The organism is Arthrobacter sp. KUASC02 (genome assembly GCF_059739395.1).
Genome location: NZ_AP046053.1, coordinates 2,438,412 through 2,454,428 on the forward strand (window position 1 = coordinate 2,438,412; position 16,017 = coordinate 2,454,428).

Genomic DNA, 16,017 nt, shown 5'->3' on the forward strand with positions numbered 1-16,017 from the left:
CCCCATCCAGAATAGCCCCTGAAGCTGGGTATCAGCCCATAGAGTCCAGCAGGGCGTCCACCCGCTCGTCCACGTTGCGGAACGGATCCTTGCACAGGATGGTCTGGTGGGCCCGGTCGTTCAGCTTCAGATGCACCCAGTCAACGGTGTAGTCGCGGCCCAGTTCCTGGGCGCGGCGGACAAAGTCGCCCCGGAGCTTGGCGCGGGTGGTCTGCGGCGGCGCATCGACGGCGTCTTTGACGGCTGTGTCGTCCACCACCCGGCGGACGGCTCCCCTGGACTGCAGCAGGTAGTAGAGCCCGCGCGTGCGCGAAATGTCGTGGTAGGTGAGGTCCAGCTGGGCGATCCTCGGCGCGTCCAGGCCGAGTCCGTGCCGGTTGCGGTAGCTGTCCATCAGCTTCTTCTTGATGGCCCAGTCGATCTCGGTGTCGATCGTGCTGGTGTCCCCGCTCTCGATGGCAGTGAGCGTCCGTTCCCACAGGTCCAGGATGAGGGGCACGTGCTGGTTGTGTGCGCCGTTTTCGGCGACGAACGACGTCACTTTGTTCAGGTACTCGCGCTGGATCTCCAGCGCCGTCAACTGCCGTCCGTTGGCAAGCCGGATGAGCGCCCTGCCGCTGAGGTCGTGGGAGATCTCGCGGATGCTGCGGATCGGATTCTCCATCCGCATGTCCCGCATGATCACGCCCGCCTCGATCATCCGAAGGATCAGGTCCACGGTGCCGACTTTCATCAGGGCCGTGGTTTCGGACATATTGGAGTCACCCACGATCACGTGGAGGCGGCGGTAGAATTCCGCGTCTGCGTGAGGCTCGTCCCGGGTGTTGATGATGGGACGCGACCGGGTGGTGGCCGACGAAACGCCTTCCCAGATGTGGTCCGCGCGCTGTGAAAAAGCGAAGGTGGCACCGTGCGGGGTCTTGAGGATCTTTCCGGCACCGGCGATCAGCTGGCGTGTCACCAGGAAGGGAATCAGGATCTCCGCCAGCCTCGAGAATTCTCCGCGGCGGGGTATGAGGTAGTTCTCATGGCTGCCGTAGGAATTGCCTGCGGAGTCGGTGTTGTTCTTGAAGAGGTAGACCGTGCCATTGAACCCTTCGGCGGCAAGTCGTTCCTGTGCCTCGTCCACGAGGTCGTCCAGGATCAGTTCGCCTGCGCGGTCATGGGCGATCAACTGCGCCAGGTCATCACATTCGGCGGTTGCGTACTCGGGGTGGGACCCCACATCGAGGTACAGCCGGGAACCGTTGGTCAAGAAGACATTGGATGATCGTCCCCAGCTGACCACCTTGCGGAAGAGGTAGCGTGCCACCTCCTCAGGTGCGAGCGGACGCGAGTCGGGGCTCGAGTATGAGATCCCGAACTCGGTTTCAATGCCGAAAATTCGCTTGTCCATTTCAGTTCTCCTCAGACAACAGGGCGGCGATTTCGTCGTCGTCGAGGCGCCGGAAAGCCCGCCGGGATCCCCGGGTGCTCTCTGAGGCGCGGTCCAGTACCGCCACTTCCAAGGCTGACGCCGGCAATTCGCCGGCCTCCTTGTCGGTGACGAGCCCCTTCATAGCGAGCCTGATGGCACCGGCGAAGTTCAATTCCCGCTGCCACCCGCCCTCGACGGTTTCGGCGACTTTGTCGGCCTGGCCGCCCATCACAATAAAGCGCTTTTCGTCGGCGATCGACCCGTCGAACGTCAGCCGGTACAGGTGGTCGTCCGCCGAGTTGCCGCCGACTTCCACCACAGCGAGCTCAACTTCGAACGGCTTCTGCTCGGCCGTAAACACGGCGCCGAGGCTTTGCGCGTAGACGCTGGCCAGTCCCCTGGCGGTGACGTCTTCCCGGTCATAGGAGTAGCCGCGGACGTCCGCGTACCGGACACCCGCCTGGCGCAGGCTCTCGAACTCGTTGTACTTCCCGACGGCGGCGAAAGCGATTTTGTCGTAGATCTCCCCGATTTTGTGCAGCGACGGCGACGGATTCTCCGCAACGAGTGCAATCCCCTCTTCGCAGCTGATCACCACGACGGAGCGGCCCCGGGCAATTCCCTTCCGTGCGAAATCCGCACGGTCCTTCATCAGCTGTTCGGGCGACACATAAAACTGTTGAGTCATATCAGGCCTCCCGCCGTGCAGCAGTTCTGGCCTCGATGATGGTGCCGGCCACGGCCGCCAGATCATGTTCGGGGATGCGCCTGGCGCCTGTCCGGCCCACGGTGTAGACAACCGGCCACAATTGCCGGACGGGGTCCGGCCCGCCGGTTGCCGAGTCGTCATCGGCCGCGTCGTACAGGGCTTCAACGGCCACAGCGACCGCTTCGGCTTCGGTAAGTCCAGGCCGCCAGAGTTTCTTCAGGGCTCCGCGGGCAAACATGGAACCGGAACCCACGGCGTGGTGTTCCTGCTCCTCATATCGTCCGCCGGTGACGTCGTAGGAAAACAGGCGGCCGGTGCCCGCCGGCAGGTCGAAGCCGGCGAAGAGCGGCACCACGGCCAGGCCCTGCATGGCCATGGGCAGGTTTCCGCGGATCATCGCGCCGAGCCGGTTGGCTTTGCCCTCCAGGCTCAGCAACGTTCCTTCGATCTTTTCGTAGTGTTCCAGCTCCACCTGGAACAACCGCGTCAGGTCGATGGCGATGCCTGCGGTGCCGGCAATTCCCAGCACCGAGTACCGGTCGGCCGGGAAGACCTTTTCAATGTGCCTGCTCGCGATGATGTTCCCCATCGTGGCGCGGCGGTCGCCGGCCATCAGGACGCCGCCGCCGTATGTCAGCGAGACGATGGTGGTGGCGTGCGGCACCTGCAGCGGCTGTGAACCGGCGCCGGCCGAAACGGCAGGCAACGGCTGATTGAAGGGAAGTAAGCCGGGCCTGTTGCGTTGGAGGTGTTCAGTGAATGATGACGTCGCGTTGGCAGCTACCTGGTTGGCTGTGGTGTCCTGCACTGATGCACTCCTTCAACGTGGTGGGTCAACGTCTCTTCGGCCGTCCGGGCTGCCGTCCCTCCGGTTCAGGCGAGGGCAGCCTGGGCCCTACTGGCCGCCTTTTTGGACGAAGGCCCGGACGAATTCTTCGGCATTGGATTCGAGTACGCCGTCGATTTCATCCAGAAGATCGTCCACACCCTGGGTGGCTGCCGATGCCTGGGCATCCCCGGATGCGGGCGGCGTGGCGGGGGCGTCGTCTTCGAATTCGTCATCGCGTGACTGCGGCTGCTGCTGCTCCTGGCCTGCCATTTCCTTCTCCTTCTATCCGTCCCCGATGAGAGGGGACATCCTGTAAGCCCCATATTGCCACGCCTTTTGCCGTGGTGGGGTGCTTTATGCCGGTGGCGGAGGCGGAGTTTGTCCGAGCAATTCGGCCAGGAACGATCCGGCGTCCCTGTGCCTCGCGAACAGGCCTCCGGTGAGGGCCTCCGTTCCCCTCAGCGGCTCGCGGGTGGGCACGCGCTGGAGGCGTCCGTGGCCGGGGACATCGAAGATCACCGAGTCCCAGCTGGCGCCCACAACGTCTTTGCTGAAGCTGCTGACGCAGCGCCCCCGGAAGAACGCGCGCGTGTCCGACGGCGGTTCCGTCACCGCACGCGCGATCGTTTCGTCGTCGACGATCCTGTCCATGCGGCCCCTGGCAAGCATCCGGTGGTAGAGCCCCTTTTCCGGCCGGACGTCTGCCCACTGCAGGTCCACCAGCCCCAGCCGGGCGTCGTTCCACTCCAGTCCGTCCCGCTGCCGGTATCCGTCCAGCAGGGAAAGCTTGGCCAGCCACTCCACGGAGGAGGCGGCGGCCGGCCGGTTGCTGTCGAGATCAGTCAGTGTAGCCGCCCAGCGTTCCAGGAGGGCGTGGGTATGTCCGTCTCCGTCCACGGCATCGCCCACTCCCGTGTCCTGGGCGAGCTTCGCGGCGGCTTCGTAATAGATCCACTGCAGGTCCAGGGCCGTGACCCGTCGTCCATCCAGAAGCCGGAGGGTGGCCGTCAGGGAAGTGTCGTGGCTGACGGCCTGGAGGGCAGCCACCGGCTCGTGGACTTCGACGCGCGGAGCGAGCCCGGCCTCGATCAGGCTGAGCACCATTGCTGTGGTGCCGAACTTCAGGTAGTTGGCCACCTGGCTGAGGTTCGCATCGCCGATGATCACATGCAGCCGGCGGTACTTGTCCGCCGTGGCGTGCGGTTCGTCCCGGGTGTTGATGATGGGCCGGCGGATGGTGGTCTCCAGGCCCACCTCCGCCTCGAAGAAATCGGCCCGCTGGCTGATCTGGTACCCCGGGCGGGAGCTGTCCTGGCCTATGCCCACGCGGCCGGCGCCGCACATGATCTGGCGCGTGATGAAGAACGGCGTCAACCCGCGGACAATGTCGCCAAAGGGGACCACGCGCGGCATGAGGTAGTTCTCGTGCGAGCCGTAGGACACCGACTTGTTGTCGGTGTTGTTCTTGTAGAGGTTCACCGGCGGCAGTTGCGGGTCGGCTGCCATCCTGCGCACCGCGGAGAGTGCCACAACGTCCCCGGCAGCGTCCCATGTGACCGCGTCCGCGGGACTCGTGACCTCGGGGCTGGAATATTCGGGATGCGCGTGGTCCACGTACAGGCGCGCGCCGTTGCCCAGCACCATATTCATCAGGAGCGAGCCGGTTTCGTCCTCGCCGTCCTGCTCCAGTTCTTCCCGTCCGTAGGCCAGTGCCACCGCCTCGGCATCCAGAACCGGCGGCTGGTCCGTCAGCTGGCTGGGGTCTGCCTGGTTCCTTTCCAGGGTCCAGCCGCGGGCATCATGCAGCGGTTCCTCGTCGGTGTAGTCCCACCGGGTTTCCGCGCCGCCGGCGGCCCGCTGGCGGGTCAGCTGGGCGTAGGCCTGGATCACCCGGGCGGACATCATCGTGGCGTTGGCGCCGGGCGCCGACGGTGCGTGGATGCCGTATTCGGTTTCTGATCCCATCACCCGCATTGCCCCGCCTGCAGGGAGCGGGCTGCCCGGTGCTCCTCCGCTGCGGGCCGTCACAGGTACTGGCCCGTGTTGGGCATTGTCTCGATGGACTTACCGGGCTCCTGTCCTGCCTTGCCCTGGACGATGGTGCGGATGTAGGTGATGCGCTCACCCTTCTTGCCTGAGATGCGTGCCCAGTCATCCGGGTTGGTGGTGTTGGGCATGTCCTCATGTTCACGGAATTCGTCGACGACGGCGCGCAGCAGGTGGTCGATGCGAAGGCCCTTTTGCTGTGTGGTCAGGAGGTCCTTGATGGCGTACTTCTTGGCACGGTCCACGACGTTCTGCACCACTGCGCCGGAGTTGAAGTCCTTGAAGTAGAGCATCTCGGTGTCCCCGTTGGCGTACGTCACCTCAAGGTACTCGTTGGACTTCTCGGTGGAGTACATCGCTTCAACGGTGCGCTGGATCATGGCATCGACGGTTTCCTGCACGTCGCCGCCGTGTTCGGCGAGGTCGGACTCGTGGAACGGCAGGTCCGTGGTGATGTACTTGTAGAAGATGTCGGCTGCGGCTTCCGCATCCGGACGCTGGATCTTGACCTTGACGTCCAGCCGGCCGGGGCGCAGGATGGCCGGGTCGATCATGTCCTCGCGGTTGGACGCACCGATGACAATGACGTTGTCCAGGCGTTCAACACCGTCGATCTCGCTCAGGAGCTGGGGCACGATGGTGGTTTCGACGTCGGAGGAAATGCCGGTGCCGCGGGTGCGGAACAGCGAGTCCATCTCGTCAAAGAACACGACGACGGGGCTGCCGTCCGATGCCTTCTCCCGTGCACGGGAGAAGATCAGGCGGATGTGCCGCTCCGTTTCGCCCACGTATTTGTCCAGCAGTTCCGGGCCCTTGATGTTGAGGAAGTAGCTCTTGAGGTCCACGTTCCCGGTCCGCTCCGCTGCCCGCGCGGCCAGTGAATTGGCCACCGCCTTGGCGATCAGCGTCTTGCCGCATCCCGGCGGACCGTAGAGGAGGATTCCCTTGGGAGCCTTCAGGCCGTGTTCGCGGTAGAGGTCCGGGTGCAGGAACGGAAGCTCGACGGCATCCCGGATCTGCTCAATCTGCGGGCCCAGGCCGCCGATGTCCTCGTAGGTGATGTCCGGGACCTCTTCGAGTACCAGGTTTTCCACCTCGGAGCGCGGAACCTTCTCCAGGGCATACCCCGTCCGGGAATCGATGGACAGGGCGTCGCCGACGCGGAGCTTCTCCGACATCAGTGCCCCCGAGAGGCGGATGACGCGTTCCTCGTCAGCGCGGCCCACCACCAGGGCACGGTCCGTGCCCAGCATTTCCTTGAGCGTGACCAGTTCTCCGGCGCGTTCGTAGCCGAGGCCGGCCACCACCAGCAAGGCTTCGTTGAGGAGGACTTCCTGCCCCACGGCTAGCTGGTTCATGTTCACGAGCGGGCTCACCCCCACGCGCATTTTGCGGCCGGCGTTGAAGATGTCCACCGATTCTTCCGTCGCGGCCTGCCCGCTGTTGCCGGCAGTGGGCTGCCGTTTAGGGTTCAGCTGCAGAATGGTGCCAAAGCTGTAGGGCGGCTGGCCCTCCTGGTCCAGGGCGTTCTTAAGACGCAGGATTTCCGCCTTCGCGGTTTCCAGCATGCCCACCAGTTTTGAATTGTTCTGCGTCGCGGCAGCAAGCTGGCGGTCTATGTGCCGCAGTTTGTCCCGGAGGATGTTCACTTGCCGGTCTGCAACTGAGAGTTCGTTGGCCACATAGCGGGCATTCTCAGGTTCCACAGCCCCTGCGGCCTCGTCCGGTGTCCATGAGGAGTCGTTGTTCGGAGTTTCCATCATGCATCAGCCCCTTCCTGCGCTTCTATTAAGACCATAGCCCCAAGAAGCCGGGTACTGCGGGAGACATCCGAAATACGGACTAGTTCGTGACCTCCGGATCGTCCTTCACGTTGGTTCCGGCAATGGCATCGCGGGCGGCGCGGCGGAGTTTCTTGTCCGAAACGAGCCGCTCCCCCACGGCGCCCGGAGTCCAGGCATTGACGTCTTCTTCGTTGAAGTCCGTCTTGGACGGCCGCCGCTTCACCGAGATGCCGGTGACACCGTCCGCGAGCCTGCGCGTGACCAGCAGGAAGCCCGTGTGGGCAACCATGCGGTGGTCCGGCCTCACCGCCAGGCCTTCCAGGTGCCAGCCGCGGACCATGGATTCCCAGGCATCGGGCTCGGTGAAACGGCCGTCGGCACGGATGGCCTCCGCCGTCCTGGACAGCTGCGTCACGGTTGCCACGTAGTTGATCCACACACCGCCGGGGGCCAGGACCGTGGCCACCGCGTCCAGGCATTCCCACGGCGCCAGCATGTCCAGCACCACGCGGTCCACGGAACCGGGAGCTTCGCTGCGAACCACTTCCTCCTGGAAGTCGCCGAGGGAAATCTTCCAGGCGGGGTGCGGGCCGCCGAAGATCGTTTCCACATTGCCGCGGGCGATGTCCGCGAATTCCTCACGCCGTTCGAAGGAGTGCAGGTAGCCGTTGTCTCCGACAGCGCGCAGCAGCGATATCGACAACGCGCCTGAACCGACGCCCGCCTCCACCACGCGGGCGCCGGGGAAGATGTCCGCCATGGTGACGATCTGGCCTGCGTCCTTGGGGTACACCACGGCAGCGCCGCGGGGCATGGACAGGACGAAGTCCGAGAGCAGCGGCCGAAGGGTCTGGTACTGCTGGCCCACGTTGTTCGTGACCACGGACCCGTCCACCTTGCCGATGATTTCATCATGGTTGAGGAAGCCACGGTGGGTGTGGAATGCTCCGCCGGCCTCCAGAGTGATGGTGTTCATCCGGCCGCGCTCGTCAGTCAGCTGCACACGTTCGCCCTCGCGGAACGGTCCGCGACGCCGGGCAGCACCCACCGGCATTGCCCCGGTGGTGCCGGCGGCGTCTGCGGTGTCGACCGGCGTGATGTTGTTGGCGGCAGTTTCGCTGCTCATGGAATATTCCTCGCTTTTGTAAACCTGTGTGGCCGTGCATCAGGATGGCCCGGCATCAGTCGCCGGGCCCGGGGCGCCGGTATTTCACGACCGGCAGGTAACTCTACCGGTTCTGCGCCTTGGCGCGCCCGCTGCGGCGCATTTCCTTGCCTGTAATGGCGGTCACTACGGCGGATTGGCGGAGCAGGCCGGTCACTCTGCCGTGGTGATCGACCACTGCGTACTCCTGGCCTTCAAGCTGGGCAAGGAACTGCACGAGTTCCTGCCCCTGGGACCACTCGGGCACGTAGGCGCCTGCGCCAAGGGCGTGCGAAACCGCGGTGGCCGGCGTCACGGCTGCCGACGCCGCAGGGACGGACGCGACGGCGACATCGGAGACGACTCCGGCGGGCCGCCCGTCCGGTCCGCACAGGACAATTACCGGAGTTCCCTGGGGGGACAGCCGGAGGATGTCGGCCACCGTGGATGATTCCGGGATTCCAACGGCCGGGTCGGCGAGGGCGGCGGCGTTCACCAGGTGCAGCCGGCTGCGGAGCCGTCCGTGCTGGATGGAAGCCGAGGCCCCCATCCAGAGGAAGCTGCCCACCAGCACCGTGATGAGCATCAGCGACACGTCTGGGCGGTCACCGCGCGCCAGCGGGAGCAGGACGAACCAGACCGCGAGGCCAATGACGATGATCCTGCCCGCCCAGCCCGCGGCGACGGTGCCCTTTTCCTGGCTGCCGGTGGCTTTCCAGACGGCGGACTCCACGAGGCGGCCGCCGTCCAGTGGCAGCCCCGGCAGGACGTTGAAGATGCCGATGAGCATGTTCGCCCAGACAAAGATGTTGGACAAGATGCCGACCACGCCGGAGGGGTCCGCGGCGAGGATATACAGCCAGCCGGCGCCGGCCAGTGCCAGGTTCGCAGCGGGCCCCGCCATGGCCACCAGCACCGAGCGTCCGGGCGTGGCGGTAAAGCCCTCGAACTGGGTGTGGCCGCCCCAGAGGTTGAGTACGATTTTTTCCGTGGGCCAGTGGAAGATCTTGGCCGTCAGGGCGTGCGCAAGCTCATGGACCAGGACTGAGATAAGCAGGAGCAGCGCATACGCGAAGGCCACGTAATAGGCGGCGATGCCCATGTCCGGGTATTGGCCTTCGAGTACCGGCCCGTAGACGATCACCGTGAACGCGGCGATGATGAACCACGAGTATGCCAGGACCACCCGGATCCCCGCGATGCGGCCCAGTGAGATGCCTTCCCTGCGGCCGTTGGGTGCCTTCGGGTCCGCGCCGCGTGTAGGTTCAGTCAAGGCCGTGGCTCCGGACGGTTGCATCCTCCAGGCCGATGTTCCCGGCCGGGAAGTCGGCCGGGAAGTCGGCCCGGCGGGCCACCAGTTGCTGCAGGTCGCTCACGGTGCGTCCTTCCAGGGAATGCCATGTTGCCCTGGCGGGGTCGGCGGGCAGCGGAACGATGTGCGGGATGGCCACAGTGGCCACTCCGGAGGCCATGGCGGCCGCGACCCCCGGTGCCGAGTCTTCCAGCGCCACGCAGTGGTGGACGGTGAGCGCCGGGTCTTCCTGCTGGAGCAGTTCAACTGCTTTGAGGTATGCCTCCGGGTGGGGCTTTCCGTGCGTGACGGTGTCCCCGGTGACCAGGAATTCGAAGTAGGGCTTCGGCAGTGCCGCGACCACCTCGCGCGCCAGGGGGCCCTCGGACATCGTCACCAGAGCGCACCGGACGCCTTCCGCGTGAAGCTGGTCCAGCAGTTCGCGGGCCCCGGGCCGCCACGGAACGGACTTGCGGACTTTGCTGACCACCTGGGCCGTCAGTGAATCGATAATCTCACGGGCCTCGAGCTTCACTCCGGCCTTCTGGAGGACACCGGCGGAGAAAACCAGGGACTGTCCCACGAGCTGCATCGCCTGGGCATGGGACCACTGCCCGCCATGGGCTGCGACCAGCGCATGCTCGGCTTCGATCCAGTACGGTTCGGTGTCGACGATGGTGCCATCCATGTCCCATAAAGCGGCTTTGAGAAGGGGCTGGGAGGCTGAGGATCGCATGGCTCCAAGTCTACGGTGCTGACATCCGCAGCAGGCCGGCACTACGCCCTTGGCGAATATCCTGCAGGACACCCCGGCGCTGCCGCGGTCCGGATGCGGCCCGCCGAAGATTTGTGGCGCTTCATTCCATGCACCCGGCGGGGTCTTGGACGTAGGGTGAAGAAATGAATAGCTTCGACGGAGACACCAGCGAACCGGGTGCCACGCCCGAGCCGGAACGGCTGCTGCAGCCCGTGCCAGAAGGCCAGCGCATCACTGTAATGCTCGCCGCCTTCGAGGGGTGGAACGATGCCGGTGAAGCCGCGAGCGACGCCCTGCGCTACCTGAACAAACTGTGGGGCGGCAAGAAGGTGGCCTCGATAGACGCCGACGAATATTACGATTTCCAGTTCACAAGGCCCACCATCCGCCGGACCTCATCCGGGGAACGCAAAATCAAATGGCCGTCCACGCGGATCTACAAGGCCAGTGCCCCGGACGCGAACGTCGATGTGATTTTTGTCCAGGGCACCGAGCCGTCCTACAAGTGGCGGGCCTACACGGCTGAGCTGCTGGTGCATGCCGAGGCGCTGCACGTGGACTACGTCATCCTGGTGGGCGCCCTGCTCGCCGACGTGCCCCACAGCCGTCCGATCCCGGTGAGCACGTCCACGGACGACAGCGCCCTGCGGGAGCGGATGAACCTGGAGGCGTCCCAGTACGAGGGCCCGGTGGGCATTGTCGGCGTGCTCTCGGAAGTGGCACTGCTGGCCGGGCTGCCCACCGTGTCCCTCTGGGCTGCAGTGCCGCACTACGTCGCCCAGGCACCTTCGCCCAAGGCGCAGCTCGCCCTCCTTCACCGGATTGAGGAGTTGCTCCAGGTGCCGCTCGACACGCACGAACTTGCGGAAGAGGCGGACGCCTGGGAGCGCGGGGTGGACGAGCTCGCCACCGAAGACCCGGAGATTGCCGCTTACGTGCGGCAACTCGAAGAGGCCAAGGACACCGCGGACCTTCCCGAAGCGAGCGGGGAGTCGATCGCCCGCGAATTCGAGCGGTACCTCAAGCGACGCGGCAAGGACAAGCAGTAGGGCCTGGCGGGGTCTGAAATCAGACGCGGGGTCTAGAGTTCGACGCCGAGCAGTGCGTTGACGGCGTCACTCACCAGCGCCTGGTCCATCGGCGAGCCGGCAAGCTGCTGCTTCCGCGCGTCGGCGGCCCAGCGGTCCACGGCCGAGAGCGCGCCGGGGGCATTGAGGTCGTCCGCGAGCTGGGCCCGCATTTCGGCGATAAGGGCGGCGGCTGATCCTTCCGGGGCCGTGGCCAGCGCACTGCGCCACTCCTCCAGCCTGGCCTTCGCTTCGGCGAAGCCGGCGTCGGTCCAGGACCAGTCAGTGCGGTAATGGTGGGCCAGGATTGCGAGGCGGATGGCCGCGGGTTCCTCGCCGGCAGCCCGGAGCTTGGACACGAGCACCAGGTTTCCCTTGGACTTGCTCATCTTTTCGCCGTCGAGTCCCACCATCCCGGCGTGGGCGAAGTGCTGCGCCAGGGGAACCCCGGCCAGTGAATAGGCGTGGCCCGCGCCCATTTCGTGATGCGGGAAGATCAGGTCTGAGCCGCCGCCCTGGACGGTGAACGGCGCAGGCAGGTATTTCTGCGCGATGACCGTGCATTCAATGTGCCAGCCGGGCCGGCCCTCCCCCAGTTCGCCGCCGGGCCAGCTGGGTTCGCCGTCGCGGGCCACGCGCCAAAGCAGCGGGTCCAGGGCCTGCCGCTTGCCTCCGCGGCCGGGGTCCCCGCCGCGTTCGGCGAAGAGTTCAAGCATCTCGGTTTCGGAGAGTCCCGACACCGATCCCAGTGTCCAGGCACCGGCCTCTGCTGACTGCTTGCCGGCGGCCTCGACGTCGTAATAGACGTCGCCGTCCGGCTCGCCGGCGGTGCCGGCGACGCGGTAGGCCAGGCCCAGGTGCAGGAGGCGTTCGATCGCGGGAACGATTTCCGGGATGGACTCGACTGCCCCCACGTAGTGGTCCGGCGCCAGGACGTTGAGGGCCGCCATGTCGGTCTGGAAGAGATCGATCTGGCTCGCGGCCAGGTCGCGCCAGTCCACGCCCGTGGCGGTTGCCCGCTCGAGCAGGGGGTCGTCGACGTCGGTCACGTTCTGGACATAGGCGACGCGCTGGCCGCCGTCCCGCCACGCACGGTTCAGCAGGTCGAAGGCGACATAGCTGGCCGCGTGCCCCATGTGGGTGGCGTCATACGGGGTGATTCCGCAGACATAAAGTGATTGCTCACCGGTCGCCGCAAGGGTGCTGTATGCCCCCTCGGCGGTGTCGAAAATCCGAACAGCGGGCATTCGGCCCGGGAGCTGAGGGACAGGGCGGGAGATCCAGGATTTCACAGACCAAGCCTAGTGCTAGGCGCTGATGACATTGAAACCGAGCAGCAAGTACAACGCCAGGCCCAGGAAAATGCGGTACCAGACGAAGAGCCGGTAGCTGCGGGTGGAGACGAACTTCAGGAACCAGCCGATGATGACGTAGCCGACCACAAGGGCGATCACGGTGGCCAAAGCTGTTTCCGGCAGGCCGTAGGGCCCCGTGATCCCTTCCTTGGAGACGACCTTGTACAGCTGGTAGAGGCCGCTGCCGAACACTGCCGGAATGGCCAGGAGGAACGAATACCGGGCCGCTGCTTCGCGGGTGTATCCCATCAGCAGGCCGGCCGTAATGGTTCCGCCGGACCGCGACACGCCGGGGATGAGCGCCATGGCCTGCGCGAACCCGTAGAGGATGCCGTGCTTGTACGTCAGGTTCGTCAGGTCGCGTTCCTGGCGGCCTACAGCATCCGCCACGGCGAGGATCAGGCCGAAAACGATGAGCATGGTGGCCACGATCCAGAGGCTGCGGAGAACTGACTCAATCTGGTCCTGGAAGATCAGGCCGAGGACGATGATGGGAAGGCTGCCCAGGATCACCAGCCAGCCCATGCGGGCATCCGGGTCGTTCGACGGTACGCGCCGCGTCAGGGAGCCGAACCAGGCCTTGACGATCCGGACGATGTCCCGCCAGAAGTAGATGATCACGGCGGTCTCGGTTCCGAGCTGCGTGATGGCCGTAAACGCCGCTCCCGGGTCCGCCGCATTGGGAAGGAAAGAACCGACGATGCGCAGGTGGGCGCTTGAGGAAATCGGGAGGAATTCGGTCAGCCCTTGGACAAGACCCAGCAGGGCCGCTTCAAACCAGTTCACGTTTATAGACCCTACGTCATGGAGCAGGGTGAATCCCCGTAAGCTAACTGCTATGCAGCAGCGTTATGTCGGCAACAGTGGGTTGCGCGTGTCCTCACTCTCCCTTGGAACCATGTCGTGGGCACGGGAGACGGATGAGCAGGACGCCTCCGAGCTGCTGCGTTCGTTCGTTGACGCCGGCGGAACCCTGATCGACACTGCAGCGTCCTACGCAGACGGCCAGGCGGAGGCCCTCCTGGGGTCCATGCTGGGCGACGTCGTCTCCCGTTCGGAAGTCGTGATTTCCACCAAGGCGGGAATTTCGACGTCGGACGGCCGGCGGAGCGTAGACACCTCCCGTAACGGGATGCTGTCCGGGCTCGATGCCAGCCTCGCCCGGCTCGGCACCGATTATGTCGACATCTGGTTTGCGCAGGCATGGGATGCCAACGTCCCCCTGGAGGAGACGCTGTCGGCCCTGGAATTTGCCGTGCGCACGGGCCGCGCCCGGTATGCCGGTGTGTCGAACTTCACAGGCTGGCAGACGGCCAAGGCTGCCGCGGTGGCCGGCTTCCCGCTGGTGGCCAGCCAGTCGGAGTACTCGTTGCTGCAACGGAAGCCTGAATCCGAGCTGATTCCGGCCATCGAGGACGCAGGCCTGGGCTTGTTTGCCTGGGCACCCCTGGGCCGCGGAGTGCTGAGCGGCAAGTACCGCGGACACATTCCGGCGGATTCGCGGGCTTCACAGAAGCGGCTGGCCAGCTACGTGGAGCCGTATCTGGGTCAGCCTGCGTCCAGGATTGTTGAGGCCGTGGCGATGGCCGCGCGGGGACTCGGCCGGTCACCGGTCGATGTTGCCCTGAGCTGGCTGCTGTCGCAGCACGGCGTGGCCACCGCAATCGTGGGTGCCAGGTCCCCCGTGCAGCTCAAGGAGATCCTGGACGCACAACTGACCCACGTTCCTGCGGAAATCGCCCGGGCGCTGGAAGACGTTTCCGCGCCGGAGTAGGCAGTCCGGCCTGTGAGCATGGAGTCCGGCCGGAGCCGGGCTACTGGTCAGTCCTGGACGATTTCCAGGTCCTCGTCGTCCTCGGCATCCTGCTCATCGTCGTCGTCATCCACATCGTCGATAACCTCCAGCGGAGTCACTTCGCCATAGGCCTCGTAGAGTGAATCGTCATAGACTTCGAAGGCATCAGCAACGGCAAAGAACGCCGCTTCGACCGTTGGGTCTCCCTCGCCCCGCCGTGCGGAGGCTGCGATCAGGTGTTCTTCAAGGGCTGTGGTCAGGGACTGAAGCGCGACACGCGGATCGATGCTCATGACTTCACGTTAGTCGGAAATGGACGAAAATGGAGAGCAATGAAAGAACATTTTCTGAGCAGTTCAGTCCAGCGGGAGCGGGACTACGCGAGGCAGTACGAGTACCTCGTACTGACGGTCAGCCCTGAGGATTCGCTGCCGGAAGCCCGGCGGCGCCTGGTTGAACACTCCGAATACGGCAAGTGGGAACTGGAGCGCAGCGTCCTCTATCTGGGTGGCGGGCGGCGCTTCTGGCTCCGCCGGAAAGTCATCCAGGTCCAGCGGACGGTATAGCGTCCAGCGCCCCGATTAGCAGGTGCCGGTTATCGGTGCCCGCGCTTTAGAGTGCGGGCGGTGCTACGGGGTCTCCAATGGCCCGAGCCAGGCATTGGCCACGGTGTTGTGCGCCGACTCGTCGTCCGAAGGGTGGAAAATCCCGGCCAGTACGTCGCGGTAGAGCCGTTCGAGTTCACTCCCCCGGAAGTAGCTGGAGCCTCCCGAGACCCGGATTGCCAGGTCCACCACCGTGCGCGCAGTTTCCGTGGCCTGGACCTTGAGGCCAACGAGCCGGGGAAACCACTGGCCGCCGTGATCGGCCAGGCCATCAACATCGCGGGAGAGTTCGGCCAGCTGCGGATAGAGGGCGTCCATCGCCATGGCGGCCTCCGCCACCTTCCACCGGATGTCTGGATCCTGCGCGTAGCTCCGCCCGTCGTTCTTGAAGGACGTCCGGCGTTTGACGGCGTCGACGCCCAACTCCAGTGCACGCTCTCCCAGGCCGGTGTAGACAGCGGCCAGCAGGGTCTCGAAACAGGCGAAGATCGCGAATATCAAGGGGTCCGCGTTCGGTCCCACGGGAAGTTTCCGGAAGATCCTGCCCGCGGGCACCACCGCGCCGTCCAGCACCGTGGTGTTCGACTGGCTGGCCCTCATGCCCAGGGTGTCCCAGTCGCTAAGGATCTCGTAGCCGGCGGTGTCCCTGGCGATGAATCCGTGGACCAGTTCGCCTTCGCCTGCCCGGGCCGAAATGTCCTTGCCGAAGATCCCGAGCCTGGTCCACGCAGGAGAGAGGCTGGTAAAGATCTTCCGCCCGGTGAAGCTGTAGCTGCCGTCGGCATGCGGGGTGGCCGCCGTCCGTGAATCGAACAGCACCGAATCGTTGCCGGCCTCCGAATTTCCGAACGCGAAGATCTCCCCCTGCGCGGCCTCGTGGAGGACAAAGTCCAGCGACGAATCGCCGCGGGCTGCCAGCACATGGGCGACGCCGGTCCACACCAGGTGCATGTTGACCGCCAGCGCGGTGGCGGGGGCCGCCGTCGCAAGCCTCCGCTGCAGCTGAGCTGCATCTGCCAGCCCAAGGCCCAGACCGCCGTCGGACGCTGGAACAAACATCTTGAGGTATCCCGCTGCGGCGAGTTCCTCCAGATCCTCGGTGAAGAAGGCGTTCTCCCGGTCGTAGCGTGCGGCACGCGCCCGGATGCGTTCCAGCAGGGGCTCGGTGAGGATCTGGTCCGGTGTCATGGCGTGGCTTACTTCAGCTTTCTGTGGCTT

General features: G+C 65.3%; 16 protein-coding genes. 3 read left to right on the top strand and 13 right to left on the bottom strand.

Annotated elements, in window-relative coordinates; genetic code table 11:
* Positions 1 to 31: 31 nt before the first annotated feature.
* The 9 genes from pafA to AC6JAC_RS11290 all read right to left on the bottom strand — a co-directional run bounded on the left by pafA (position 32) and on the right by AC6JAC_RS11290 (position 9,956).
* Positions 32 to 1,396, bottom strand: coding sequence for a Pup--protein ligase (pafA, locus tag AC6JAC_RS11250; protein WP_028269211.1), 1,365 nt, complete (start codon positions 1,394 to 1,396; stop codon positions 32 to 34).
* Between the two features lies 1 nt (position 1,397).
* Positions 1,398 to 2,105, bottom strand: coding sequence for a proteasome subunit alpha (gene prcA, locus AC6JAC_RS11255; RefSeq protein WP_028269212.1), 708 nt, complete (start codon positions 2,103 to 2,105; stop codon positions 1,398 to 1,400).
* A 1-nt stretch (position 2,106) separates the two neighbouring features.
* On the bottom strand, positions 2,107 to 2,934 hold the full coding sequence (gene prcB, locus AC6JAC_RS11260; RefSeq protein WP_347894449.1) for a proteasome subunit beta: 828 nt from the start codon (positions 2,932 to 2,934) through the stop codon (positions 2,107 to 2,109).
* Positions 2,935 to 3,021: 87 nt separating this feature from the next.
* Positions 3,022 to 3,225, bottom strand: coding sequence for a ubiquitin-like protein Pup (locus AC6JAC_RS11265; protein WP_028269214.1), 204 nt, complete (start codon positions 3,223 to 3,225; stop codon positions 3,022 to 3,024).
* A gap of 84 nt (positions 3,226 to 3,309) precedes the next feature.
* Positions 3,310 to 4,983: a depupylase/deamidase Dop gene (gene dop, locus AC6JAC_RS11270; RefSeq protein WP_028269215.1), complete on the bottom strand. Its 1,674-nt coding sequence runs from the start codon at positions 4,981 to 4,983 to the stop codon at positions 3,310 to 3,312.
* The gene (gene arc / locus AC6JAC_RS11275) at positions 4,980 to 6,761 is read right to left on the bottom strand and encodes a proteasome ATPase (RefSeq protein WP_028269216.1); all 1,782 of its coding nucleotides are present in this window, start codon (positions 6,759 to 6,761) and stop codon (positions 4,980 to 4,982) included. The genes dop and arc overlap by 4 nt, the downstream gene beginning before the upstream one ends.
* An 82-nt stretch (positions 6,762 to 6,843) precedes the next feature.
* On the bottom strand, positions 6,844 to 7,911 hold the full coding sequence (locus AC6JAC_RS11280) for a tRNA (adenine-N1)-methyltransferase (protein WP_028269217.1): 1,068 nt from the start codon (positions 7,909 to 7,911) through the stop codon (positions 6,844 to 6,846).
* Between the two features lie 103 nt (positions 7,912 to 8,014).
* Positions 8,015 to 9,226, bottom strand: coding sequence for a site-2 protease family protein (locus tag AC6JAC_RS11285; protein ID WP_028269218.1), 1,212 nt, complete (start codon positions 9,224 to 9,226; stop codon positions 8,015 to 8,017).
* Entirely contained in the window at positions 9,195 to 9,956 is a 762-nt protein-coding gene (locus tag AC6JAC_RS11290) for an HAD family hydrolase (RefSeq protein ID WP_051628659.1), read from the bottom strand. The genes AC6JAC_RS11285 and AC6JAC_RS11290 overlap by 32 nt, the downstream gene beginning before the upstream one ends.
* Positions 9,957 to 10,120: 164 nt before the next feature.
* On the opposite strand from AC6JAC_RS11290, the gene AC6JAC_RS11295 reads away from it, so the two are divergent.
* On the top strand, positions 10,121 to 11,026 hold the full coding sequence (locus AC6JAC_RS11295; RefSeq protein ID WP_028269220.1) for a PAC2 family protein: 906 nt from the start codon (positions 10,121 to 10,123) through the stop codon (positions 11,024 to 11,026).
* Between the two features lie 32 nt (positions 11,027 to 11,058).
* On the opposite strand, the gene mshC is transcribed toward AC6JAC_RS11295, so the two are convergent.
* Both mshC and AC6JAC_RS11305 read right to left on the bottom strand, forming a co-directional pair.
* Positions 11,059 to 12,336 carry a cysteine--1-D-myo-inosityl 2-amino-2-deoxy-alpha-D-glucopyranoside ligase gene (gene mshC, locus AC6JAC_RS11300; protein ID WP_028269221.1) on the bottom strand — a complete coding sequence of 426 codons (1,278 nt, stop codon included), beginning with the start codon at positions 12,334 to 12,336 and terminating at the stop codon, positions 11,059 to 11,061.
* Between the two features lie 15 nt (positions 12,337 to 12,351).
* Positions 12,352 to 13,185, bottom strand: coding sequence for an undecaprenyl-diphosphate phosphatase (locus tag AC6JAC_RS11305; protein WP_028269222.1), 834 nt, complete (start codon positions 13,183 to 13,185; stop codon positions 12,352 to 12,354).
* A gap of 52 nt (positions 13,186 to 13,237) precedes the next feature.
* Here AC6JAC_RS11305 and AC6JAC_RS11310 point away from each other — a divergent pair, with 52 nt between their 5' ends.
* Positions 13,238 to 14,173 (top strand): aldo/keto reductase, encoded by a 936-nt coding sequence (locus AC6JAC_RS11310; protein WP_028269223.1) that lies wholly within the window; start codon positions 13,238 to 13,240, stop codon positions 14,171 to 14,173.
* Between the two features lie 47 nt (positions 14,174 to 14,220).
* Here AC6JAC_RS11310 and AC6JAC_RS11315 read toward each other — a convergent pair whose 3' ends face one another.
* Positions 14,221 to 14,487 (bottom strand): hypothetical protein, encoded by a 267-nt coding sequence (locus tag AC6JAC_RS11315; RefSeq protein ID WP_028269224.1) that lies wholly within the window; start codon positions 14,485 to 14,487, stop codon positions 14,221 to 14,223.
* Between the two features lie 39 nt (positions 14,488 to 14,526).
* Here AC6JAC_RS11315 and AC6JAC_RS11320 point away from each other — a divergent pair, with 39 nt between their 5' ends.
* Complete coding sequence (locus AC6JAC_RS11320; RefSeq protein ID WP_028269225.1) at positions 14,527 to 14,760, top strand: DUF5703 family protein; 234 nt, start codon at positions 14,527 to 14,529, stop codon at positions 14,758 to 14,760.
* A 63-nt stretch (positions 14,761 to 14,823) separates the two neighbouring features.
* On the opposite strand, the gene AC6JAC_RS11325 is transcribed toward AC6JAC_RS11320, so the two are convergent.
* Complete coding sequence (locus tag AC6JAC_RS11325; RefSeq protein WP_028269226.1) at positions 14,824 to 15,987, bottom strand: acyl-CoA dehydrogenase family protein; 1,164 nt, start codon at positions 15,985 to 15,987, stop codon at positions 14,824 to 14,826.
* Positions 15,988 to 16,017 lie beyond the last annotated feature (30 nt).